The organism is Halomonas sp. HK25, from assembly GCF_047795635.1.
Classification (GTDB): Bacteria; Pseudomonadota; Gammaproteobacteria; order Pseudomonadales; family Halomonadaceae; genus Halomonas.
Genome location: NZ_CP181044.1, coordinates 1,736,844 through 1,760,631 on the forward strand (window position 1 = coordinate 1,736,844; position 23,788 = coordinate 1,760,631).

The window sequence follows — 23,788 nt, forward strand, 5'->3', positions numbered from 1 at the left end:
GGTGGAGAGTGCGATGCTGGCGGTATGGGTCGAACAGCTGCTGGGGTTTGCCTCGGGTGCGCTCAAGGCGATTCGCCAGGACGAGCGCTATCCGACGCTGATGGCCTGGGCCCGCGAGGAGGGCCCGTCGCTGGTCGGGGGTAACCTGCCCATGGCCCAGGCGCTCGCGCCGGAGCTGTGGTCCCAGACGCCGCTGGAACGTCTCGGCTTCGCCACCGAACCCCTGGCGCGCCCGGGCCGCAACGAGCCCTGCTGGTGCGACTCCGGGCGCAAGACCAAACAGTGCTGTGGGGCCGTGAGCCTGCCGGGTGCGGTGCCCGGTCACCTGATGTGGATGCTCTCGCTGCGCGAGTGGAAGGGCGACACCCTCAAGGCCGCGCTGGCCAGCGGCCACGCACCGGCCCAGGGGCTGCTGGAGGCGGGGCTGATCGCCGCCGAGACCGGCCAGCGCGGTCGCGCCCAGCAGATCCTCGAATCGCTGTTCGAGCGCGGCGACTGGTCGCGGTTGCCGGAGCAGGCCGAGCCCGCCTTCGAGATCCTTATCGACCTCTACCAGGAGCGCGGTTTTCATCGCAAGCGTGAGGCGCTGCTCGATGCGGTGCTCGAGCGTGGCCCGCTGTTCCTGCGGGGCGTGGCCCTGGAACGCCTGTGTTTGATGCACCTCGATGCCGATGACCTGGACAGCGCCCGGGCCGCCTTCGTGCGTGCCCAGCAGGCGCTGCCGGACTCGCCCACCCTGGCCTATATCGAGGCGATGCTGCTGCTCCACGAGGGGCACGAGGAGGAGGCCGCCGAGCGGGCGCGCTTCTGGTTCCGCCGCCTCGCTCGCCAGGGCGAGCTCGACCCCGACCAGCTGGAGTTCCTGGCCGACCTGGCCGAGAACCCCGGTGCGACCCTGGCCGAGCAGCTGCTCAACGCCGAGGAGGATCTGGCTGAGCCGCTCGCCTCTCTGCAGGCCCTGCTGGAGGTGCTGCCCACCGCCCCCCGGCTGACAGTGACCGGCACCGATGAGGGGCGTCTGGAGTACCGGCAGAGCGACCGCGAGCAGGCCCTGACCGCCGCCTGGCTCGACTGCTTCCCGGCGGAAGCGGTCAGCGAGTCGCCGCTGGGGCTCGAAGATGACCCCTGGCCGGCGGCCGGAGAGTGGCTGGCCAAGCTCTGTGCTCACCCCGAGTGGCTCGATGCCCCGGCGGTGCTCCAGGGGCTGACCCTGGCGCTCACCACCCGTTTCGGCAGCCTGCCGTGGATGGCGCCGAGCCTGTTCGTGCCGTTGGCCGAACGGCTGGAGCGCTGGCTCGAGCAGGCGGCCGCCGAGGGTCCCGGTACCCTGGTCTGGGAAGATGGCGACAATGCCCTGCTGCTGCGCACCGGTCTGGCCCTGGTGGTGGGCATGGAGCGCGGCGCTCGACAGCGCTCCCGGCAGCTCGCCGAGTGCTTGCTGGCGCTGGATGACCACGACAGCCTGGGGCTGCGCGAGCTGGTGCTCGACCAGCTGCTGCGCGACGGGCGCGACAGCGAAGCGTTGGCCATCAGCTATCCGCCGGAGGGCGAGGAGCTGGGCGAAGCGGCGCTGGGTCTGCTGCTGGGCAGGGCGCTGGCGCTGTTTCGGCTCGAGCGCCTGGACCAGGCCGCGGAGGCTCTCGAAGAGGCGCATCGACACAACGCCCATGCCCTGGCCCTGCTGTGTGCCGAGAAGCCCCGCCCGGTGCCCGCTGCCGGCGGCGATGGGGTGGCCGAGCCCGGTACCCGGGCGGAGGCGTGGCAGTACCGCACCCTGATGCGCGACCAGTGGCGGGCCACCCCGGACTCACTCACCTGGCTGCAGGCCTGGCTCGATACCCGCTAGCGCCCTGGAAGGTGTCGCCCGCTCTTCGCCAATGGCGGCTGTCGCCGTCAGGCCCCGCGTGGCATCGGTGCCGGCACCAGGTCCCGGTCGCGGCTGATCCAGATCGCCAGCGCGATGGCCGGCAGGCCGAGCGCGGTGGCGATCACGAAGAAGGTGGCATAGCCTTCGGTGGCCACCACCAGCCCGCCGAAGCCGCTGAGGAACTTGCCCGGCAGGGTCATCAGCGACGAGAACAGTGCGTACTGGGTCGCCGTGTAGGCTCGCGAGGTCAGGCTGGAGAGGAAGGCGATGAACACCGCGCTGGCCAGGCCATTGGCCAGGTTGTCGCCGACGATCGCCATCACCAGCATCGGCAGGCTCTGGCCGGCCAGCGCCAGGGCGGCGAACAGCAGGTTGGTCAGGGTGGCCGCCGCCGCCCCCAGTACCAGGATCGGCCCGATGCCGTAGCGGGCCACCAGCAGCCCACCCAGGATGCCCCCCGTCACGCTCATGGCGATGCCGAAGACGTTGGTGACGTTGGCGATGGTGGCAAGCGTAAAGCCCAGGTCGATATAGAGGGGATTGGCCATGGAGGCCATGGCCAGGTCGCTGATCCGGAACACCGCGATGAACACCAGCAGCCACAGCGCCTTGAGGCGGTGGCGGGTGAAGAAGTCGGTGAAGGGGCAGACGATGGCGCCAATCACCCAGGCGCCCAGGCGGCGCAGCTGACGCGGCTTGCCGCGGCTGGCGCGCAGGAAGGTGCGGACCCTGGGTTCGTGGATCAGCTGGGTGGTGAGCGACAGCCGCTCGGGCTCCGGTCGCACCAGCACGGTGATTACCCCGATGCCCACCAGGGCCGCCATAGTCAGGTAGGCCGCCTCCCAGGAGAGCCAGGAGGCTACGTACATGGCGCCGGCGCCGGCGGCCAGTAGCCCCCCGCGGTAACCGATGATGTAGGTGGAGGCCATGGCCGCCTGGATATCGTCGGGCGCCGACTCGATGCGAAAGGCGTCGATGGCGATGTCCTGGGTGGCGGAGCCGAAGGCCACCAGCAGGGCAAAGCCTGCCACCATCGCCAGGTTCTGCGTCGGGTCGAGGCTCGCCAGGCCGATCAGGCCGGCGGCGATCATTGCCTGGGCCAGCAGCATCCAGCCGCGGCGCTGACCCAGGGTACGGGTCAACAGCGGCAGGGCCAGGCGATCCACCACCGGGGCCCAGAAGAACTTGATCGAGTAGAGGATGCCGATCCAGGAGAAGAAGCCGATGGCGGCCACCTCTACCCCATCGCTGCGCAGCCAGGCCGAGAGCGTCGAGAACACCAGCAGGAAGGGCAGGCCGGCCGAGAAGCCGAGGAACAGCATGGTGATCACCGGCGCGCGCAGATAGATCGCCAGGGCCTCACGCCAGCTGCGATGGGGTGTTGGGGTGGGCAGGGGGCTTGACATCGGGCAGGGCACTCCTTGCGAGCCACCCGGCACGGCGGGCGGTCACCGTCGATGGTAGAATCCTTGTATCGCGGCGATTGTTGCAGAGCGTCCGCGTCGATACCAGTACCCGTTATCCCCGGCAGGAGTCCCATGAACGAGAACGATGCAAGCCTTGAGTCCGGCGACAAAGCCGTTCCGCGCTGGTACGTGATTCAGTGCAAGGGCGGAGAGTCGTTCCGGGCCGCCGAGCACCTGGCCAATCAAGGCTACGAGGTGTTTCACCCGGTGCTCGAGGTGCAGAAGAAACGCCGTGGCAAGCTGGAGTGGGTCAGCGAGCCGCTGTTTCCCTACTACCTGTTCATCCGCCTCGACCGGCTGGTGAGTAACTGGCGGCCGATCCGCTCCACTCGTGGTGTGCTGAAGCTGGTGGGCTTCGGCGACATGCCGGTGGCGGTGAATGACGACCTGGTGGCCACCCTGCGCGAGCACGGTATTGGTCGCGACGATGCCACCGCCAATCTCTATTTTCGGGCAGGCGAGACCGTGCAGATCACCGAAGGACCCTTCAAGGACCTGCAGGCGGTCTTTGCCGGCCACAAGGGCGAGGAGCGCGCCATCGTGCTTCTCAACCTGCTGCACCGCCAGCAGCGGCTCGAGGTGCCGGTGGCCCAGCTGCGCCGCAGCTGAGCCTCGCCACGCCCCCATTCCTCTCCCAGGAGACTGCCATGACGATCGCCCCCCAGCGGATCGTGACCCTTCACTACGTCCTGACCGATACCGCCGCCGGCGAAGTGCTGGATGACTCCCGCGCCCGCCAGCAGCCGCTGGAGTACCTCCACGGCCACCACAACATCGTCGAGGGGCTGGAGCGTGCCCTGGACGGCCAGCCCGAAGGCGCCGAACTCAGCGTGACCCTGATGCCGGCGGAGGCCTACGGCCTGCGCAACGAGGCACTGGTGCGCGAGGTGGGCCGCAGCGCCTTCCCGGTGGACGACCTGGCGCCGGGCATGCGCTTCCAGACCCCCGGTGAGGCCGGCCCCCAGGTGGTCACGGTGTTGGAGGTGCGCGACGACGGTGTGCTGATCGACACCAACCATCCGCTGGCGGGCCGGACTCTGCGCTACCGGCTGGAGGTGCTCGAGGTGCGTGACGCCACCCGCGCCGAGCTCGCCAAGGGCCATCCACTGCCTCCCGGCACCGATCCGGCCAGCGTGGAAGACAAGAAGGTGCTGTAAAAACTGACCTGCATCAAGATTCGACCCGCCCTCGCGGGATGCCCGAACCGAAATTGATGCAGGTCAGGTTTTTTCCCGCCTCCCCGGGCTAAAGTCTTCCCAACAGATCGAGACGGGAGGGCAAGCACATGTATCTAGATGACGCCGTAATCTTCGGGTTGGTCACCGTCGCGATGATGATCGCTTTCATGGGTGGCTGGGTCGCCTTCATCGTGCGAGATAGTCGCAAGAAGAAGCACTGAGTCAGTCATCGCAAACAGTCGTCAGGGGAGGGGGGAGTCATCCCCCCTGTAGCCGACCCATTTGGGTCGGCTTTTTTTGTCTGGCGTTCTGTTGTCGGCATTACGCTGTTCGATAACTTCGGAGATGCGACATGAGCCTGCGTGACCCCCAAAACCCGACGATCAGAAGCGCCAGAGCCGTCGTCTCCCGCTGGCAAGGCTGGGCGAGCACTTCGGGGAGCCGCCGGCGAGGGTGCTCGAGGATGTCCAGGCCCTGCTTACCGGGCTCGCTGGCGCCGGGCTGGCAAGCCATGTCGACGCAGGTGCCCGCGGCTAGCGGTGGTCTCTGACCCTGGCCAGGAAGGCCTCCACCGGCTCCGGCCGGGCGAGCAGGTAGCCCTGCATCAGCGTCACCCCGTGCCGGCGGAGGAAGTCGGCCTGGGCCTGGGTTTCCACGCCCTCGGCTACCAGTCGCAGCTCCAGGGCCTGGGCCATGGCGATGATCGAGCGGGCCAGTGGGGCGTCGTCGTGATGCTTGAGCGGTTCCAGGAAGGCGCGATCCAGCTTGATCTCCTGGACGCGAAGCTGCTGAAGATAGCGCAGCGACGAGTAGCCAGTGCCGAAGTCGTCGAGGGAAATGGGCACGCCCAGCCGCTGCAGCGACTCCAGCCGCCGGCGGATCTCCGAGGTCACCAGCATCGATTCCACTACCTCCAGCACCAGCCTGCCTGCAGGCACACTGCGGGTCGCGAGTGCCTTGGCCAGGCGTTCGGTGAAGGCATTGTCGCGCAGTTGCTGTACCGAGACGTTGACCGCCACGACCATGTCGCTGTCGCGAAGCGGGCCGGCAAGCAGGTCCAGGGCCTCGTTGAGGATCCACTCGCCGATGGGGCGGATCAGTCCGCTGTGTTCGGCCTCGGCGATGAACGCTCCCGGGCTCAGCAGTCCCCGCTCCGGATGCGTCCAGCGCAGCAACACCTCGGCGCCGTGGAGCCGGCCGGCGCCGTCGAACTGCGGCTGCAGGTAGAGGCAGAACTCGCGGCGCACCAGCGCCTCGCGCAGCTCCCGCTCAATCCGACTGACCCGCGCCTGCCACTCCCCCATGGACGCCTCGTAGCGGGCCAGGCGGTGGACCGGAGCCTCGCGGGCCTTGTCGAGGGCGAGCTCGGCCCGCTGCAGCAGGCGGTGGATGTCGCCGGCGTCCTCCGGGTAATTGGCCAGGCCCAGCGAGAAGCGCAGACTGGCTGGCTGGCGCCCCCCCAGCCACTCGCGGCTGTCGAGCTCCTCCAGCAGCGCCATCAGCCCCTGCTGGCGCTGGGGGGTGTCGGCGCCGGGCAGCAGCAGCAGGATCCGGTTGGCCGGCAGCCGTGCCAGGCGTCCGGTCAGTGTCGGCTGAGCCAGGCGGCGGGTCAGCAGGCGGCCCGCGGCGTAGAAGGCCGCATCGCCCATGGCCGTGCCCAGGGTGTCGTTGATCTGGGTGAGTCCCTTGAGGTGCAGGATGCCGACCTGGAAGGCACCCTGGGCAAAGAGGGCGCTGATCTCCTCCTCCAGGCAGTGCAGGGTCGGCAGGCCACTCACGCTGTCATGGTTGAGCTGGCGATCCAGGGTGCGTTCCGCCTCGCGGCGGCGCAAGGATTCGGCAAACTGGGCCAGAAGACCAGTCAAGCCCATGATGGTGTTGATCTCGTCATCGCGCCAGCTGCGCGGCCGATGAGCCTCACAGCTCAGCACGCCGCGAAGCTCCCCGGCGAGGAAGATGCCGATATCCAGCCTGGAGATCACATCCTGTCGACCGATATAGGCCTCGAGCTTCGCGCGTCGCGGATCCATTCGGGCATCGTTGCTGATCAGGGCGGGGTGGTAGCGAAGCTGTTCGAGGTAATCGGTCAGCTGGCAGCCGGCCAGTACCTCGCCTACCAGACCAGGCTGGGTCAGGCTGGCTTCGCAGATCAGCTGCCCCTCCTCAAGTATCCAGAGGCTGACGTTGTCCGCGTCGAGCAGGTCGGCACTGTGAGCGAGGAGCGCCTCGATGAAGCGCTCCTCGTCCACCTCCTCGAGTTGCATGTCGCGCAGGCTGTGCCAGGCGCGCTGCTGGTCGGCGAGCCTGGCGTGGGTGTGGCGCAGTTCGACGACGGTGGCCAGGCTCGCCTCGGCCTGACGTCCCAGATGACGAAAGAGCCCGGCGCCGAGAATGCCGAGTCCCAGCAGGGTCATCAGCAGCCAGGGCAGCGAGCTGCGCACCATCTGGGTGCCCGGTGCCGCTGGGGTCCAGGCCAGCCAGGCCAGGGGCCGCCCCCGGGGTCCGTGCAGCACCAGCCCACCTCCCTCGGGAGAGGGGGCGTCGAGCAGGCGTAGATCCCTCAGCCCGGTGGTGGCACGCAACTGGGCCAGGGGGCCCTGGTTCACCCGATAGGCGAACACCAGGCGGTGCGGGGCAGCGGCGGCGGAGTGCCGTTCGCTTTCCGGGAGAACTGGCGCGGAGGCGACCATCAGTACCTCCTGGCCCAGGCGCAGGAAGCCGGTGGCAGGGGCCGTCTCCGGCGTTACCGAGGGCAGTGGTTCGGGCAGGTCCCTGGGTGAGCGGGGCTTGCCCTCGACCACCTCCCATACCACCTCGCCGTCCGGTGCGAGGATCATCGCCAGATCGATGCCCAGATTGTCGTTGAGGTTGGCACCCATCTCGACATGGAGCCAGTCGCCGTCCGGGCCTCCGGGGCGGTGTATCGCCAGGTGGCTGAGATCCCAGACGGCGTAGTCCATCACTACGCCGGCCAGGCGCGCATGGATCTGCGACAGCTGGATGGCGATCTGCTGCTCGGTGTGGCGGGCCTGCTGGCGGTTCTGCTCGCCGGCCGCCAACAGCAGGATGCCAACGATAACGATCACCGCGAGGCCCAGCAGCAGTGCCAGGCCGCGCCGCAGCCGACCGAAGTCACTTGCGGTGGCGTTGACCGGCGAGGGTGGGGTCGGATCGCGTCCCTGCGGCTCCATGGGGCTCCTTCCTTGGTGTGTCACTGCGGGTTCATCACTCTGCGGGTTCATCACCGCAGATTCAGCGCTGGACGGTGACCCTGCCGCTCTCCACAGGCCCGCGCCAGTGGCGCTGCCAGGCGCGCATCACGCGCTCCGGGTACCAGGTCTTGCCCAGGCTGCCGTTGTAGCGGGCCAGTGCCCGGGTAAAGTCGCCGCGCTCCACCGCCAGGTAGTGGGCGAGTATCGTGGTGCCATAGCGCAGGTTGCGCCACGGGTCCTTGAGATCGTCGGCGGGCAGGCCCAGTTCGCGGATCCAGAACGGCATGATCTGCATCAGGCCCACCGCCCCGGCGGAGGAGATCGCATTGGCCCGAAAGGCGCTCTCCACCTGGATCACCGCCAGCACCAGTTCCGGGGGCAGCCTGGCCAGGCGGGCCTCCAGAAAGACTCGCTGCAGCAGCTCGCTGCGCAGGGCTTCATCCTTGACGAAGCGCGCCATTGACGGCCCCATGGCGTTTTGCCACTGGCGTGCCGCCCAGATCTCGGCCGGATCCCGGGGAAGGGAGAGGCTATCGTCGAGGGTGGTGCGCAGGGAAGCGGGCGTGGCCGGAAGCGCCTGGACCACCAGCGGGCGTCGGTCGGCCTCCAGGGAGGCCAGGAAGGTGTCATCGTTGGCCGCCGCCGTGCAGGCGGCGACCAGACAGAGCCACCCCAGCCCGGCGGCGAGGCGCTTAACGCGGCGGCGCGCGTCAGCGGCCGATACGTTCGCGCAGGAAGTCGAGGGCCTGCTCGGCCGGTAGCATGGTGGCATCACTGTCACGGCGTCCCTTGTATTCCAGTTCACCCTTGTCCAGGCCGCGGTCGCCGACCACCAGGCGATGGGGCAGGCCCATCAGCTCATGGTCGGCAAACTTGGCACCCGGGCGCAGGTCGCGGTCATCCAGCAGCACCTCGAAGCCGGCCTCGGTGAGGGCCTGGTAGAGCTTCTCGGACTCCTCGCGTACCCGCTGCGACTTGTGGGCGTTCATCGGCACCAGTGCGAGTTGGAAGGGTGCGATGGCATCGGGCCAGATGATGCCGGCGTCGTCGTGGTTCTGCTCGATGGCGGCGGCCACGACCCGGGTTACCCCGATACCATAGCAGCCCATCCAGGGGTGAATGGCGCGACCTTCGTCGCCCAGTACCGTGGCGTTCATCGCCTCGCTGTATTTCGTGCCCAGCTGGAAGACGTGGCCCACCTCGATGCCGCGCTTGATGGCGAGGGTGCCGCGACCGTCCGGGGAGGGGTCGCCCTCCACCGCCTTGCGGATGTCGGCCACCTGGGGCAGCGCCGCGTCGCGCTCCCAGTTGATGCCGAAGTAGTGCTTGCCGTCGACATTGGCACCGGCGCCGAAGTCGCTCATCAGCGCCACGCTGCGGTCGATGATGATCGGCATCTCCAGGCCCACCGGGCCCAGCGAGCCGGGGCCGGCGCCCACTGCGGCACGGATCTCCCCTTCGCTTGCCATGGTCAATGGGGCGGCCACCTGGGGCAGGTTCTCGGCCTTCACCTCGTTGAGCTCATGGTCGCCACGCACCAGCAGGGCGATCAGGCCGCCCTCGGCGGCATGCACCATCAGCGTCTTGAGGGTCTTCACGATGGGCAGGCCGTGCTGCTCCACCAGGGCGGCGATGGTCTTCGCATCGGGGGTGTCGACCAGGCGCAGTTCCTCGGCGGGAGCGGGGCGCTCGGGGGTGGTGCCCAGGGGCGCCGGCAGCGCCTCGGCCTTCTCCATGTTGGCGGCGTAGTCGGACTCGGTGGAGAAGACGATGTCGTCCTCGCCGGAGTCGGCCAGCACGTGGAATTCGTGGGAGCCGGTGCCGCCGATGGCGCCGTTGTCGGCGATCACCGGGCGGAAGTCCAGCCCCAGGCGGGTGAAGATCCGCGTGTAGGCGTCGTACATCGCCTGGTAGGTCTCCTTCAGCGAGGCTTCATCGACGTGAAAGGAGTAGGCGTCCTTCATGATGAACTCGCGGGAGCGCATCACCCCGAAGCGCGGACGGATCTCGTCGCGAAACTTGGTCTGGATCTGGTAGAAGTTGACCGGTAGCTGCTTGTAGCTGGCGATCTCCTTGCGCACCAGGTCGGTGATCACCTCCTCATGGGTGGGGCCGACGCAGTAGTCGCGGTCGTGGCGATCCTTGAGGCGAAGCAGCTCCGGGCCGTACTGTTCCCAGCGGCCGGACTCCTGCCACAGCTCGGCGGGCTGTACCGCCGGCATCAGCAGCTCCTGGGCGCCGGCGCTGTCCATCTCCTCGCGGACGATGCGCTCGACCTTGCGAAGGGTCTTGAGCCCCAGTGGCAGCCAGGTGTAGAGGCCCGAGGTGAGGCGGCGGATCATGCCCGACCGCAGCATCAGCTGATGGCTGATGACCTCGGCGTCGGCGGGGGTTTCCTTGAGGGTGGCGATCAACAATTGAGTGGCGCGCATGGGTCCGGCGTTTCCTCGGGCTCGTCAAAGGGTCGTTCCGCCAGAACGGCGGCAGTTGGCGCATTGTACGGCCAAGCGTCAGGCGCGGCAAAAGCCGTCCGAGAATGGCACTTCGCCCTTTAGCCAGTGGCGCCGCAGCCTCTGGCGCCGTGTGTGTGGTAGGCGCTTCCCGAGCCTGTGCTAGACTCGTCCCGATTTGCCTAGCGGTGCCAGCCCGGAATGCGAGCGAACGGTGCCGATGTCCCGGATGCCATGGAGATTTTCGCATGACCCCATTGTTGCGTCGCGGCCTGACCGGCCTTGTTCTCGGTGGTGCGATCACCGCCCTGGTGGGTTGCGGTACTGTCTTCCACCCCGAGCGCAAGGGCCAGGTGAGCGGCCGCATCGACCCGGTGGTGGCCATCGCCAACGGCGTGGGACTGCTGTTCTTCATCGTGCCGGGGGTGATCGCCTACGCCGTGGACTTCTCCAACGGCACTATCTACCTCCCCAGCGGCCATACCTCGGCCGGCGTGGATGCCATCAAGCTCGAGGAGGACATGGACGTCGCCTCCCTGGAGCGGCTGCTCTCCGACAAGAGCGGCAAGCCGGTCAGCCTGGACAGCGAACTGCTCAGGGTCGAGGAGGTGGAGAGCCTGGATGAGGCACTGGCGCTGGTGCGCATGGCCGGCACCGATGACGAGGCGCGTCTCGCCGTGGCGGTCGACGAGCGCGCCTGAGCCCCGCGTCAGCGCCTGGATCAGTACCCGGCGGATCAGGCGAGGCCCCCCATCAGCAGGCGAATCACCAGGCCAAGTACCAGGGTCGAGGTGACGCTCACCAGGGTGCCCAGCAGCACGTATTCGGTCAGCCTGCGATCCCTGGAGTCGCGCAGGTCGCCGTAGCGTAGCACCGACTTGGCGGCGAGCAGGAAACCCACTGCGGTGAGCTGATCCAGCAGCACCAGGGAGAGCACCAGCAGGCGCTCGAGCATGCCGATGCGTGCACCGGCCTGAGCCAGGGTGCCGGTATCCTCGACCTGGCTGCTCCAGCGCTTCAACCCCATGGCGATGGCGAACGAGAAGGGGCGCGTCACGAGCAGGTACGCCGCCGCCACGCCGAGCACCGTGGGCGAGAGCAGCCAGCCACCGAGTGACTCGAGCGGCGCCAGGCTGCCGAGCCAGGTCAGCCACAGCGCGCACAGCACCACCAGGTGCAGCGCCTGGTCGAGCAGGAACCAGCGCAGCGTGCCTGGCAGCCTGGCCTTGATGAGATCGATCAGCCAGTGGCTGGCGGCGACCCCCACGGCACCGGCGAGCACCGCCGTCAGGCCCGGCGAGCCTGGCAGCAGCAGGGCCGCGAGCAGCAGTACCAGTGCGGTGAGGCCGCCATGCACGACACAGTGATAGAGCAGATGGCGTGAGCGGTGCCGCCGGCGTACGCGTTCCTCTACCCAGTGGCGTGGCTGCAGCAGGAAGTCGCCGACCAGATGGGCCAGTACCAGCCCCAGCAGCAGGGAGAGGGCGTTCGGACTCATTGGCGTGCGTCCTTGTCGGCCAGGCGCGTCTCGAGATAGGCGAGGGTATCGCTGAGCAGCGGCCAGCGTGCCGCCCGCAGGCGCTTGTGTATGCTGGGCTGGCGGATGCCGAGCCGCTCGGCCATGGCCTGCTGGGACAGCTCCCGCTCGAGGCTCAGGTGCACCACCTCCGCCGAATAGTGTGACCAGCTTGCTACCAGGTCATCCAGGTAGCGCAGCAGCAGCGCCAGGCTACCATCGTCGGGTTCGTCGAGTAGTGTCAACGCGAGATGACTGGCGCCTTCGCTCAGGGCGTCCAGGTGGCGGCCCGACATCACGAAGGGTTCGTCGTCTGACTCGGCCACCCGCAGGTCGGCATGCCATTCGGCCGGCCCCACCGCCACGGCGATGCGTGCGTCCCAGCGCTGCTCGGGGTCGGAGTGTTCGATCAGCGCTGCGCGCAGGGCGATGGCCGCCGTCATGGCATGCCGTGCGTGAGGCAGGGCGAGCTGGAAGCCGTCGCCGCGAAAGCGCTCGAAGCGACCGCCCTGGCATTTGGCCAGGGCGGCCAGTGTGTCGTCCAGCACGCGATAGAGGCGTTGCCGATCGCTCACTTTCCGCGAGTCGATCACGTCGCCGGTGAGCACGGCGATGCGTTGGGCCTTGGCGTTTTGTTGAGGCATGAGGGCGCTCCTTGAGCAGGCGCCTTCAGTATAGCCATAAGAGGCTATTTCGCCATTTAATAGCCATTAAAGGCTATAAATGAAAAAAATAACCGTTAAGGGCTATTTAGCCAGCTCGCGCATGGCGTTCTCCAGCCCCTCCAGGGTCATGGGGTACATGCGCTCATCGATCAACTGGCGGATCAGCTGGGTGGAGTGGGTGAACTCCCAGGCGCGCCGGGGCATGGGGTTGAGCCACGCCAGGCGAGGGAATTTCTCCACCAGACGCCTGAGCCACAACGCGCCGGCCTCGTCGTTGAAGTGCTCGACGCTGCCGCCGGGATGGGTGATCTCATAGGGCGACATGGCGGCGTCGCCGACGATCACCACCTGGTAGTCCGCGCCATAGGTGTGCAGCACGTCCAGGGTCGGGATGCGCTCGCCGTGGCGCCGGGCCTGGTGTTGAGAATTATTTCTCCATACGCCTTCATAGACGCAGTTGTGGAAGTAGTAGGCCTCCAGGTGCTTGAACTCCGAGCGCGCCGCGGAGAAGAGCTCTTCGCAGGTGCGGATGTGGTCGTCCATGGAGCCGCCCACGTCGAGCAGCAGCAGCACCTTCACCGCGTTGTGGCGCTCGGGGCGCATCTGCACGTTGAGCAGGCCGGCGTCCCGGGCCGTCTCGCGGATGGTGGCGCCCACGTCGAACTCCTCCGCGGCCCCCTGGCGGGCGAACTTCCTCAGCCGGCGTAGCGCCATCTTGATATTGCGGGTGCCCAGTTCCAGAGAGTCGTCGTAGTCGCGGAAGCGACGCTCGTCCCACACCTTCACCGCGCGACGATGGCGCGAGCCGTCCTGGCCGATACGGATGCCCTCGGGGTTGTAGCCGTAGGCGCCGAAGGGGCTGGTGCCGCCGGTGCCGATCCACTTGTTGCCGCCGGCGTGGCGCTCCTTCTGCTCCTCCAGGCGCTGCTTGAAGGTCTCGATCAGTGCCTCGAGCCCGCCCAGGGACTCGATCTGCGCCTTTTCTTCGTCAGAGAGCTGCTTCTCGAACTCGCGGCGCAGCCAGTCGTCGGGGATCAGCGCCTCGATGGCGGCGTCCAGGCTCTCCAGCCCCTCGAACCAGGCGGCGAAGGCGCGATCGAAGCGGTCGAAGTGGCGCTCGTCCTTGACCATCACGGTGCGCGCGATCCGGTAGAAGGCCTCCATGTCGGCGAACACCACGCCGCGCTCCACCACGGCATGGAGGTCGAGCAGTTCGCGCAGCGACACCGGCACGCCGGCACGCTTCAGGGTCTCGAACAGGCCGATGAACATGGCTCAGCGCCTCTGGTTGCCCTGGCGGCGCATCATGAACGCCAGCCGCTCCAGGAGATGGGTGTCCTGCTCGTTCTTGACCAGGGCGCCGGCCAGCGGCGGGATCGCCTTCACAGGATCCCGCTGGTAGAGCGCCTCACGGGCCAGCTCGTCACCCATCAGCAGCTTCAGCCAGTCCACCAGCTCCGAGGTGGATGGCTTCTTCTTGAGGCCCGGGGCCTGGCGCAGCTCGAAGAACACCTCCAGAGCCTCGCCCACCAGCTTCGGGGCGATCTCGGGGAAGTGCACGTCGACGATCGCCTGCATGGTCTCCCGGTCGGGGAACTCGATGTAGTGGAAGAAGCAGCGGCGCAGGAAGGCGTCGGGCAGCTCCTTCTCGTTGTTGGAGGTGATCACGATGATCGGGCGGTGGCGGGCGCGAATGGTCTCGCCGGTCTCGTAGACATGGAACTCCATGCGATCCAGCTCCTGGAGCAGGTCGTTGGGGAATTCGATGTCCGCCTTGTCGATCTCGTCGATCAGCAGCACCACCCGCTCGTCGGCGGTGAAGGCCTCCCAGAGCTTGCCGGGCTTGATGTAGTTGGCGACGTTCTCCACGCCCTCCACGCCGAGCTGGGAGTCGCGCAGGCGGCTCACCGCGTCGTACTCGTAGAGCCCCTGGGCCGCCTTGGTGGAGGACTTGATGTGCCAGGTGATCAGCCGGGTGCCCAATGAGGCCGCCAGTTCCTCGGCGAGCAGGGTCTTGCCGGTGCCCGGCTCGCCCTTGATCAGCAGCGGTCGCTGAAGGGTCACGGCGGCATTCACCGCCTGTTTCAGGGCCTCGGTGGCCACGTAGGTGGAGGTGGAATCAAACGCCATGGGTCGTGCCTCGGCAGGTCGCAGTCAGGGAAAAGGATCAAACAAGTGTACGTAAGGGCGGCGATGGCGACAAATCACTGCACCCCTGCCGGGCGGTAGGCCTCGACCAGGATCGCCGGGTCGTGCTCGGCGTGGCCGCGGCCGGCCTGGGCGCGCATCAGCTGGGCGGCCAGGCCGCTCATGGGGGTGGCGCTGCCGCTGCGCTGGCTCTGGGCCACCGCCATGTCGAGATCCTTGAGCAGGGTGCGCAGGTGCCAGGGCGGGGCGGTGAAGTCGCTCGCCGCCATGCGCGGGGTGAGGATCCGGAAGGGGGTCGAATCCGCAAAGCCGCCGGCCAGGGCCTCGACGAGGCGGGTGGCATCCACGCCGCTGGCCTCGGCCAGCGCCACCATCTCGGCGAGCACCGCCGCCTGGCAACCCACCACCATCTGGTTGCACATCTTGGTGACCTGGCCGGTACCCACCGGCCCCATATGGGTCACCCGGGCGGAGAGCGCCGCGAGCAGCGGGCGGATGGCGTCGAGCTCCGCCGCCTCGCCGCCGGCCATCATCACCAGGCTGCCCGCCTCGGCGCCGGCCACGCCGCCTGAGACCGGGCAGTCGATCCAGCGCATGCCGCAGGCGTCCTCGAGTCGTGCTGCGAAGTCGCGGGTGGCCTGTGGGTCGCTGCTGGAGAAGTCGACCAGCGTCTGGCCGCGGCGTCCGTGCTCTGCCACGCCGCCCTCACCGAACACCACGGCCTCCACCACCGCGGTATTGGCCAGGCAGAGCATCACCACGTCCACCTGCGCCACCAGCTCGCCGACGGTGTCGGCCACCCGGGCGCCGGCCTCGCCCAGCGTTTCGGCCTTCGCCGCGGTGCGGTTCCACACGGTCACGTCGAAGCCGGCGTCGAGCAGGCGGCGGGTCATGGGGTCGCCCATCAGGCCGAGGCCGATGAAGCCCAGTCGGGATTGCGTCACGATCAGCTCTCCAGTGGCAGGGAAAGGCACAGCATGCGTTAGCCCACTCGCCACCATCAAGCGTCGCCATGAGGCATTTCGTTGCCGAAGTGCGCTTGCATGGTGCGGGGCCGCATGGCATCGGCCGATCCGGGCCAGGCCCAGGAAAGTGTTTTTTATATAACCCGTTGTATTTGTTGAAAAGCCTATGTTTCTGGCGCGATCCTCGCTTCGTAATCGACATGTTCGCCGATCCAGACTGGCGATCACCAGTGAGCTGGCGTGCTCCACCTGGTCCCCTTCGGGGGGCCTTTTTTATGCTTGGCAGATGGTGGCTGCTGGTCTACATTTGAAGGAAATGTAGATATTATTAACGCCACCCATTCGTCCCTGCCACCCTGGAGCCCACGCCATGAGCCAGATCACCCCGGTCACCTGGGAAGATCCCTTCCGCCTGATCGACCAGCTTACCGAAGACGAGCGCATGGTCCACCAGACCGCCCACGACTACTGCCAGGAGAAGCTCCTGCCGCGGGTGCTGGAGGCCAATCGCAACGAGATATTTCATCGCGAGATCATGAACGAGATGGGCGAGCTGGGTCTGCTGGGCGCCACCATCGACGGCTACGGCTGCGCCGGGCTCAACTACGTCAGCTACGGCCTGGTCGCCCGCGAGGTGGAGCGGGTCGATTCCGGCTATCGCAGTGCCATGAGCGTGCAGTCAAGCCTGGTGATGTACCCCATCCACGCCTTCGGCAGCGAGGCCCAGCGCGAGAAGTACCTGCCACGGCTCGCCACCGGCGAGTGGGTAGGCTGCTTCGGTCTCACCGAGCCGGATGCCGGCTCCGATCCGGGCGGCATGACCACCCGCGCCACTCGCACCGATAACGGCTGGCGCCTCAACGGCACCAAGACCTGGATCACGAATTCTCCCATCGCCGACGTCTTCGTGGTGTGGGCCAAGGATGACGAAGGCGTGATCAACGGCTTCATTCTCGAGAAGGGCATGCCGGGACTCTCCGCGCCCAAGATCGAAGGCAAGTTCAGCCTGCGCGCCTCCATCACCGGCCAGATCGCCATGCAGGACGTGGAGGTCTCCGACGGGCAGCGCCTACCCAGCGTCACCGGCCTGAAGGGCCCCTTCTCCTGCCTGAATCGCGCCCGCTACGGCATCAGTTGGGGTGCCATGGGGGCCGCCGAGGCGTGCTGGCATGCCGCCCGTGACTACACCATGGAACGCAAGCAGTTCGGCCGCCCGCTGGCCGCCAACCAGCTGATCCAGAAGAAGCTAGCCGATATGCAGACCGAGATCGCCCTGGGCCTGCAGGCGTCGCTGCGCGTGGGCCGGATGATCGATGACGGCCAACTGGTGCCGGAGGCGATCTCGCTGATCAAGCGCAACAACTGCGGCAAGGCCCTGGATATCGCCCGCGTGGCCCGGGACATGCATGGCGGCAACGGCATCAGCGACGAGTACCATGTGATCCGCCACGTGATGAATCTCGAGGCGGTGAACACCTACGAGGGCACCCATGACGTCCACGCGCTGATCCTGGGTAGGGCCCAGACCGGCCTGCAGGCGTTTACCGGGTAAAAGGGAGCTCAAGATGAGCGGACCGCTGGAAGGCATCACGGTGCTCGATATGTCGCGGGTACTGGCCGGCCCCTGGGCCGGCCAGCTGCTCGCCGACCTTGGCGCCCGGGTGATCAAGATCGAGCACCCCGAGCGCGGCGACGACACCCGCGGCTGGGGGCCACCCTGGCTCGCACAGGACCTCGAGAATGGGCAAGACGACCACGAGAAGGTCGCGGCTTACTATCTCTGTGCCAATCGCGGCAAGCAGTCGCTGGCCGTGGATATCGCTTCCGAGGAGGGGCAGGCGCTGATCCGCCGGCTGGCCGAAGGGGCCGATATCCTTCTGGAGAACTTCAAGGTGGGGGGGCTTGCCCGATACGGGCTCGACTACGCGAGCCTCAAGGCCCTCAACTCGCGTCTGATCGGCTGCTCCATCACCGGCTTCGGCCAGGACGGTCCCTATGCCCATCGTGCCGGCTACGACTTCATGATCCAGGCCATGGGCGGGCTGATGAGCCTGGGCGGCGAGCCCGATGGCATGCCGATGAAGACCGGCGTGGCGATCACCGACGTGATGACCGGGCTCTATGCCAGCGTGGGGGTGCTGGCGGCGCTGCAGGAGAGAGCGCGCACCGGTATCGGGCGCCACGTGGACGTGGCGCTGCTCGACGTCCAGGTGGCGACGCTCGCCAATCAGGCCCTCAATGCCTTGGTCAGCGGGGAGAATCCCCAGCGCCACGGCAACGCCCACCCCAACATCGTGCCCTACCAGGCCTTCGCCTGCGCCGATGGCCACCTGGTGCTCACCGTGGGCAACGATGCCCAGTTTGCCCGCTTCGCCCGCCTGCTCGGCCACCCGGAGTGGGCCGAAGACGCCGCCTATGACAGCAACGCAGCAAGGGTCGGCAACCGCGAGGTCCTGGTACCGATGATCCAGGCGATCCTCATGAACCGCGACCGGGACGACTGGCTCGCCGAGCTTGAGGCCCGCGGTATCCCCGCCGGGCCCATCAATACCCTGACCGAGGTGTTCGACGACCCCCAGGTACAGCACCGCGGCATGCATCGCACCCTCGGGCGTGGCGAACTCGCGGTGCCCCAGGTGGCGAACCCCCTGCGCTTCGACGGCGACTGCGCCACCAGCGAGGTGGCGCCGCCGCGCCTCGGCCAGGACAGCGATGCGATTCTCGCCGAAATGGGCCTGACGCCAGAGGATATCGCCAGGCTCAGGCGGGCAGGGGTAGTGCGTTAGCGGGGCGAGAACCGCCGGGTCAGCCCCATCTCGGCGATCATCCGGGTGGAAATCTCCTCCACCGAGAAGCGGGTGGTATCGATGAAGGGGATATGCAGCTGGCGGTAGACCCCCTCGGCCTGGCCTACCTCCTGCACGCACTGGTCCATGGAGCTGTAGCGGCTGTTGGGTCGGCGCTCGTGGCGGATCGCCGCGAGTCGTCGCGGGTCGATGGTCAGGCCGAACAGCTTGTGGCGGTGGGTGGCCAGCGCTTTGGGCAGCTTGAGGGTGCCGTCCTCGTCGAGGTCATCCTCGGTGAGCGGATAGTTGGCCGCCCGGATGCCGAACTGCAGGGCCAGATAGAGCGAGGTGGGGGTCTTGCCGCAGCGCGAGACCCCCACCAGGATCACGTCGGCCTTGTCGTACTGGTGGGTGCGGGCGCCGTCGTCGTTGTCCAGGGCGAAGTGTACCGAGTGGATGCGGTCCATGTAGACCTCATCCTGGCCGATGGAGTGGGTACGGCCCACGGTGTAGCTGGAGTGGGTGTCGAGTTCTTGCTCCAGTGGCTTGAGGAAGGTCGAGAAGATGTCGATCTTGAAGCCCTCTGCCTGGCGTATCACGCCGCGGATCTCTTCGTCGACGATGGTATCGATGATGATCGGCTTCTCGCCGTCGTGCACCGCGGTGCCGTTGATGACCTCCACCAGGTTCTTGGCCTTCTCGACCGAGTCGATGTAGGGCTTGGTGACCATCAGGATCTCGACGTTCTCGAACTGCGCCAGCAGGCTGCGGCCCAGGCTCTCGGCGGTGATGCCGGTGCCGTCGGAAATGAAGAAGGCGGTACGGGTCATGGTGGTGTCGTCGCAAGAGGTGTGGAAGAAAGCGGGAGGAGTCGGCCCCTATTGTCGTTGCCGCGGCCGCCGGCCACAAGCGACGGCCGTTCGTGCATATCGTTAGTTGACTACAGGAATCCGTGAATTCGGCCCGTTCTTGTAAAAATCCTCCACTCCCTACCCGTTTAGACCAATGGCGAATATGGCCCCCTCTTGATAGAGTGCCGACCATCTCATCATGCCTTATCGGCATGATCACCTGTCGTCGTAAGCCAAGGGGGTTCAGTGGACGATTACATTCTGTGGTTCGATGTACTGGGCATGGACGATGTGGAGCGTGTCGGGGGCAAGAACGCTTCCCTCGGCGAGATGATCTCCAATCTGGCAGGCGCTGGTGTGACCGTGCCCGGCGGCTTCGCCACCACCGCCCACGCCTACCGCGAATTCCTTTCCCACGAGGGCCTCAACGAGCGCATCAACGCTGCGTTGTCCACCCTGGACGTGGATGACGTCACTGCCCTGGCCAGAACCGGCGCCGAGATACGCCAGTGGATCATTGATACGCCGCTGCCGCCGACCTTCGAGCAGCACCTGCGCAGCGCCTACGAGCAGCTCCTCACCCAGCACCCCAGCCTCAAGGTCGCCGTGCGCTCATCGGCCACCGCCGAGGACCTGCCGGACGCCTCCTTCGCCGGCCAGCAGGAGACTTTCCTCAACATCGAGGGCTTCGACAACATCAAGCGCGCCGTGCACGAGGTGTTCGCCTCGCTGTTCAATGACCGCGCCATCTCATACCGCGTGCACCGCGGCTACGCCCACGAGAACGTGGCGCTCTCCGCCGGCGTACAGAAGATGGTGCGCTCCGAGACCGGTGCCAGTGGGGTGATGTTCACCCTGGACACAGAGTCAGGCTACCGCGACGCCGTCTTCGTCACCGCCTCCTGGGGCCTGGGCGAGACGGTGGTGCAGGGCGCCGTGAACCCCGACGAGTTCTACGTCCACAAGCCTACCCTCGCCGCCGGCCGCCCGGCCGTGCTGCGCCGCAACCTGGGCTCCAAGCTGATCAAGATGGTCTATGGCAAGGAAGCCAGCGCCGGCAAGTCCGTGGAAACGGTCGACGTGCCGCTCAAGGAGCGTGGCCGCTTCTGTATCAACGATGAGCAGGTGATGGCCCTGGCCCGTCAGGCGGTGACCATCGAGCAGCACTACCAGCGCCCCATGGATATCGAGTGGGCGGTGGACGGCGATGATGGCGAGCTCTATATCGTCCAGGCCCGCCCCGAGACCGTTGTTTCCCAGCAGGAGGGCGGCAAGCTGGAGCGCTTCCAGCTCAAGGAGAAAGGGCGCAACCTGATTTCCGGGCGCGCCATCGGCCAGCGCATCGGCCAGGGCGCTGTCAAGGTGGTAGCCTCGCCGGAGGACATGGATAAGGTCCATGCCGGCGATGTGCTGGTCACCGACATGACCGACCCCGATTGGGAGCCTATCATGAAGCGCGCTTCGGCCATCGTGACCAATCGCGGCGGGCGCACCTGTCATGCGGCGATCATCGCCCGTGAGCTCGGTATCCCGGCGGTAGTGGGCTGCGGCGACGCCACCGAGGTGCTGGCCGACGGACGCGACGTCACCGTCTCCTGCGCCGAGGGAGACACCGGCCACGTCTATGAGGGGCTGCTCGCCTTCGATCGCAGCGTGACCAGCGTCGATGCCATGCCCGAGATCCCCTTCAAGATCATGATGAACGTCGGCAACCCCGACCGCGCCTTCGGCTTTGCCAGCCTGCCCAATGCCGGTGTAGGCCTGGCGCGCCTGGAGTTCATCATCAACCGCATGATTGGCGTGCACCCCAAGGCACTGCTCGACTATGACACCCTGCCCGCGGACCTGCAGCAGACCATCGACCTGCGCACCGCCGGCTACACCAGCCCCGTGGACTTCTACGTCGACAAGCTGGTGGAGGGTATCAGTACGCTGGCCGCCGCCTTCTACCCCCAGCGGGTCATCGTGCGCCTGTCGGACTTCAAGTCCAACGAGTACGAGAACCTGATCGGCGGCAAGCTCTACGAGCCCGGTGAAGAGAACCCGATGCTCGGCTTCCGCGGCGCCTCGCGCTACATCTCCGAGACCTTCCGGCCCTGCTTCGAGCTGGAGTGCCGGGCGTTGAAGCGGGTCCGCGAAGTGATGGGCCTGGACAACGTCGAGGTCATGGTGCCCTTTGTGCGCACCACCGACGAGGCCCGCCAGGTGGTCGAGCTGTTGGCCACCAATGGCCTGAAGCGGGGCGACAATGGCCTCAAGGTGATCATGATGTGCGAGCTGCCGGCCAACGCCCTGCTGGCCGACGAGTTCCTCGAGTACTTCGACGGCTTCTCCATCGGCTCCAACGATCTGACCCAGCTCACCCTGGGGCTGGACCGTGACTCCGGCATCGTTGCTCACCTGTTCGACGAGAGGAATCCGGCGGTCAAGAAGCTGCTGGCCATGGCCATCCAGGCCTGCAAGGCCCGGGGCAAGTACGTGGGCATCTGCGGCCAGGGGCCGTCGGATCATCCCGACCTCGCCAAGTGGCTGATGGAGCAGGGCATCGATTCGGTGTCGCTCAATCCGGATGCGGTACTGGAGACCTGGTTCATGCTGGCCGGGGAAACATTAGGATAGGTCGGTAGGGTTTGGTGGGAGCTACGCTCCGCGGGGCGAATGGCGCGGCAGGTACCCGGTCAACTAACGGCTTGCGCCGTTAACCGCCGCTATTCGCCGGGCATAGCCCAGCTCCCACCCGTCGTCTCAAGCCGGGCAGATCTCCATCGTCTATGCTGTCAGCTTCCCACGCCGATAAGTCGCGACAAGGAGCCTGTCCCATGACACTGCCTGCCGTTCCCTCCCGCCGCCGCCTGCTGGTGCCGATCACTGCGGCCCTGATGCTCGGCCTGCCGCTTGTGGCCCAGGCCGAGGTCGCCTTCCAGTATGACCTACCCGCCATCGCCCCCGAGGTGGCATCCGAGACCGAGGAGAAACCCGGCTGGGCCACCGAGCGTTTCGCCGTGGCCGCCGCCAATCCATTGGCCACCGATGCCGGCTACCAGGTACTTCAGGCTGGTGGCAGCGCCGTTGATGCCGCCATCGCCGTGCAGATGGTACTGACCCTGGTGGAGCCACAGTCCAGCGGGATCGGCGGCGGCGCCTTCCTGATGCATTACGATGGCGAAACGGTCACCGCTTTCGACGGGCGCGAGACGGCACCCTCGGACGTGGATGGCACGCTCTTTCTGGACGAAGAGGGCAATCCCCTGGACTTCATGGAGGCCGCGGCCAGCGGCCTCTCGGTGGGGGTGCCCGGCACGGTGCGTATGCTGGAGATGGCCCACGGTGATCACGGCAAGCTGCCGTGGGCCGAACTGTTCCAGCCGGCGATCAGCCTGGCCGAGCAGGGCTTCCCGGTCAGCCGGCGCCTGCATACCAGCCTGGCGGCGGAGGAGCACCTGCGCGACGACCCGCTGGGTGGCGTCTTCTACTACAGCGAAGAGGGAGAGCCGCTTGCCGAAGGGCACGAGCTCAAGAACCCGGCGCTGGGGGCGATACTGCGCGAGATCGCCGAGAACGGCAGCACCGCGCTGCACACCGGCGATATCGCCCGGGACCTGGTGGATCGGGTCCAGGACCACGACGTGCGGGCCGGGTCTCTCAGCCGAGAGGATATGGCGAGCTACGCCGCCAAGGAGCGTGACCCCATCTGCACCGACTGGAAGTTCTGGCGCATCTGCGGCTTTCCGCCACCTTCCTCCGGGCACCTGACCCTCATGCAGATCCTGGGGATCCTCGATCATCTGGCTGACATCGAAACGCCAGTGGAGGAGGGCGTGCCCGCCGAACCCTGGCTGCACCAGTTCCTGGAAGCCACACGCCTGGCCTTCGCCGACCGCGGCAAGTTCATCGCCGACCCGGACTTCGTCGAGGCCCCCGGCGGCGACTGGGCGAGCCTGCTCAATCCCGACTACCTGAAGCTTCGCGCCGAGCTGATCGGCGACGAGAGCCTCGGCAGCGGCGGTGCCGAGCCGGGCAACCCCGGCGCACTCGAGACGGCCTGGGCGGTCCAGCCGGCGCAGCCGGAATACGGCACCAGCCATATCAGCATCATCGACGAGCACGGCAGCGCCATCGCCATGACCGGCACCATCGAGGCCGCCTTCGGTTCGCGTATCCTGGCCAACGGGGGCACCGGGCTACCGGGCGGTTACCTGCTCAACAACGAGCTCACCGATTTCTCCTTCGAACCCGAGGACGAGGCGGGCCGCCCCATCGCCAACCGGGTGGAAGCGGGCAAGCGGCCGCGCTCCAGCATGAGCCCAACCCTGGTCTTCAGCCGCGACAGCGGCGAATTGGTGGCCAGCCTAGGTTCGGCCGGCGGGGCCGCCATTATCCACTACACCGCCAAGGCGCTGGTGGCGATGCTCGACTGGGGTCTCGATGCCCAGGAGGCCCTGGATCTGCCCCATGCCATCACCCTGGGCGGTCCTGTGTTCCTGGAGGAGGGGCGCTTCCCGGCCGAGACCCTGGAGAACCTCAATGCAAGGGGCCACGATGCCAGCGAACGCGAGCTGGTCAGTGGCCTGCAGGCCATACAGCGCACGGAGTCCGGCTTCTTCGGTGGCGCCGATCCGCGTCGTGAAGGGGTGGTGATGGGCGACTGATCGATCCTGTCAGGCACGTCCTGGCAAGCATGCTC

19 protein-coding genes are annotated in these 23,788 nt (G+C 67.2%); 9 read left to right on the forward strand and 10 right to left on the reverse strand.

Annotation, left to right across the window (positions count from 1 at the left end; genetic code table 11):
• Positions 1-13 precede the first annotated feature (13 nt).
• The gene (locus tag ACM26W_RS08320; RefSeq protein ID WP_416140363.1) at positions 14-1,846 is read left to right on the forward strand and encodes an SEC-C metal-binding domain-containing protein; all 1,833 of its coding nucleotides are present in this window, start codon (positions 14-16) and stop codon (positions 1,844-1,846) included.
• A 47-nt stretch (positions 1,847-1,893) separates the two neighbouring features.
• Here the strand turns inward: ACM26W_RS08320 and ACM26W_RS08325 are convergent, their stop codons facing one another.
• Positions 1,894-3,261 (reverse strand): AmpG family muropeptide MFS transporter, encoded by a 1,368-nt coding sequence (locus ACM26W_RS08325; protein ID WP_416140844.1) that lies wholly within the window; start codon positions 3,259-3,261, stop codon positions 1,894-1,896.
• Between the two features lie 144 nt (positions 3,262-3,405).
• Between ACM26W_RS08325 and rfaH the strand changes: the two genes are divergently transcribed.
• From rfaH to ccoM, 3 genes are all read left to right on the forward strand, one after another.
• Positions 3,406-3,942 carry a transcription/translation regulatory transformer protein RfaH gene (gene rfaH, locus ACM26W_RS08330; RefSeq protein ID WP_416140364.1) on the forward strand — a complete coding sequence of 179 codons (537 nt, stop codon included), beginning with the start codon at positions 3,406-3,408 and terminating at the stop codon, positions 3,940-3,942.
• Between the two features lie 38 nt (positions 3,943-3,980).
• Complete coding sequence (locus ACM26W_RS08335) at positions 3,981-4,490, forward strand: FKBP-type peptidyl-prolyl cis-trans isomerase (RefSeq protein WP_416140365.1); 510 nt, start codon at positions 3,981-3,983, stop codon at positions 4,488-4,490.
• A gap of 128 nt (positions 4,491-4,618) precedes the next feature.
• Positions 4,619-4,732 (forward strand): cytochrome c oxidase subunit CcoM, encoded by a 114-nt coding sequence (gene ccoM / locus ACM26W_RS08340; RefSeq protein ID WP_416140366.1) that lies wholly within the window; start codon positions 4,619-4,621, stop codon positions 4,730-4,732.
• A gap of 312 nt (positions 4,733-5,044) precedes the next feature.
• On the opposite strand, the gene ACM26W_RS08345 is transcribed toward ccoM, so the two are convergent.
• The 3 genes from ACM26W_RS08345 to ACM26W_RS08355 form a co-directional block, all read right to left on the reverse strand.
• Positions 5,045-7,702 (reverse strand): EAL domain-containing protein, encoded by a 2,658-nt coding sequence (locus ACM26W_RS08345; protein ID WP_416140367.1) that lies wholly within the window; start codon positions 7,700-7,702, stop codon positions 5,045-5,047.
• 61 nt (positions 7,703-7,763) lie between these two features.
• A complete protein-coding gene (locus ACM26W_RS08350) occupies positions 7,764-8,495 on the reverse strand; it encodes a lytic transglycosylase domain-containing protein (protein ID WP_416140368.1) in 732 nt (243 codons plus the stop codon).
• Complete coding sequence (locus tag ACM26W_RS08355) at positions 8,434-10,155, reverse strand: proline--tRNA ligase (protein WP_416140369.1); 1,722 nt, start codon at positions 10,153-10,155, stop codon at positions 8,434-8,436. The genes ACM26W_RS08350 and ACM26W_RS08355 overlap by 62 nt, the downstream gene beginning before the upstream one ends.
• 266 nt (positions 10,156-10,421) lie before the next feature.
• Here ACM26W_RS08355 and ACM26W_RS08360 point away from each other — a divergent pair, with 266 nt between their 5' ends.
• Positions 10,422-10,874, forward strand: a complete 453-nt coding sequence (locus ACM26W_RS08360) for a hypothetical protein (RefSeq protein WP_416140370.1) — start codon at positions 10,422-10,424, stop codon at positions 10,872-10,874.
• A 35-nt stretch (positions 10,875-10,909) separates the two neighbouring features.
• Here the strand turns inward: ACM26W_RS08360 and ACM26W_RS08365 are convergent, their stop codons facing one another.
• The 5 genes from ACM26W_RS08365 to ACM26W_RS08385 form a co-directional block, all read right to left on the reverse strand.
• Positions 10,910-11,671 (reverse strand): DUF3307 domain-containing protein, encoded by a 762-nt coding sequence (locus ACM26W_RS08365; RefSeq protein ID WP_416140371.1) that lies wholly within the window; start codon positions 11,669-11,671, stop codon positions 10,910-10,912.
• Positions 11,668-12,333 (reverse strand): hypothetical protein, encoded by a 666-nt coding sequence (locus ACM26W_RS08370; protein ID WP_416140372.1) that lies wholly within the window; start codon positions 12,331-12,333, stop codon positions 11,668-11,670. Before ACM26W_RS08370 ends, ACM26W_RS08365 begins: the two co-directional genes overlap by 4 nt.
• A gap of 102 nt (positions 12,334-12,435) precedes the next feature.
• Complete coding sequence (locus tag ACM26W_RS08375; protein ID WP_416140373.1) at positions 12,436-13,626, reverse strand: vWA domain-containing protein; 1,191 nt, start codon at positions 13,624-13,626, stop codon at positions 12,436-12,438.
• 3 nt (positions 13,627-13,629) lie between these two features.
• Positions 13,630-14,484, reverse strand: a complete 855-nt coding sequence (locus tag ACM26W_RS08380) for an AAA family ATPase (RefSeq protein WP_416140374.1) — start codon at positions 14,482-14,484, stop codon at positions 13,630-13,632.
• Between the two features lie 74 nt (positions 14,485-14,558).
• Entirely contained in the window at positions 14,559-15,446 is an 888-nt protein-coding gene (locus tag ACM26W_RS08385) for an NAD(P)-dependent oxidoreductase (RefSeq protein WP_416140375.1), read from the reverse strand.
• Positions 15,447-15,837: 391 nt separating this feature from the next.
• Between ACM26W_RS08385 and ACM26W_RS08390 the strand changes: the two genes are divergently transcribed.
• Positions 15,838-17,019 carry an acyl-CoA dehydrogenase gene (locus ACM26W_RS08390; RefSeq protein ID WP_416140376.1) on the forward strand — a complete coding sequence of 394 codons (1,182 nt, stop codon included), beginning with the start codon at positions 15,838-15,840 and terminating at the stop codon, positions 17,017-17,019.
• Between the two features lie 13 nt (positions 17,020-17,032).
• Complete coding sequence (locus ACM26W_RS08395) at positions 17,033-18,253, forward strand: CaiB/BaiF CoA transferase family protein (RefSeq protein WP_416140377.1); 1,221 nt, start codon at positions 17,033-17,035, stop codon at positions 18,251-18,253.
• On the opposite strand, the gene ACM26W_RS08400 is transcribed toward ACM26W_RS08395, so the two are convergent.
• Complete coding sequence (locus ACM26W_RS08400; protein WP_416140378.1) at positions 18,250-19,083, reverse strand: pyruvate, water dikinase regulatory protein; 834 nt, start codon at positions 19,081-19,083, stop codon at positions 18,250-18,252. The genes ACM26W_RS08395 and ACM26W_RS08400 overlap by 4 nt on opposite strands.
• 267 nt (positions 19,084-19,350) lie before the next feature.
• Here ACM26W_RS08400 and ppsA point away from each other — a divergent pair, with 267 nt between their 5' ends.
• Together ppsA and ggt are read left to right on the forward strand one after the other, a co-directional pair.
• Complete coding sequence (gene ppsA, locus ACM26W_RS08405) at positions 19,351-21,723, forward strand: phosphoenolpyruvate synthase (protein WP_416140379.1); 2,373 nt, start codon at positions 19,351-19,353, stop codon at positions 21,721-21,723.
• A gap of 200 nt (positions 21,724-21,923) precedes the next feature.
• A complete protein-coding gene (ggt, locus tag ACM26W_RS08410; RefSeq protein ID WP_416140380.1) occupies positions 21,924-23,753 on the forward strand; it encodes a gamma-glutamyltransferase in 1,830 nt (609 codons plus the stop codon).
• The last annotated feature ends 35 nt before the right edge of the window (positions 23,754-23,788 follow it).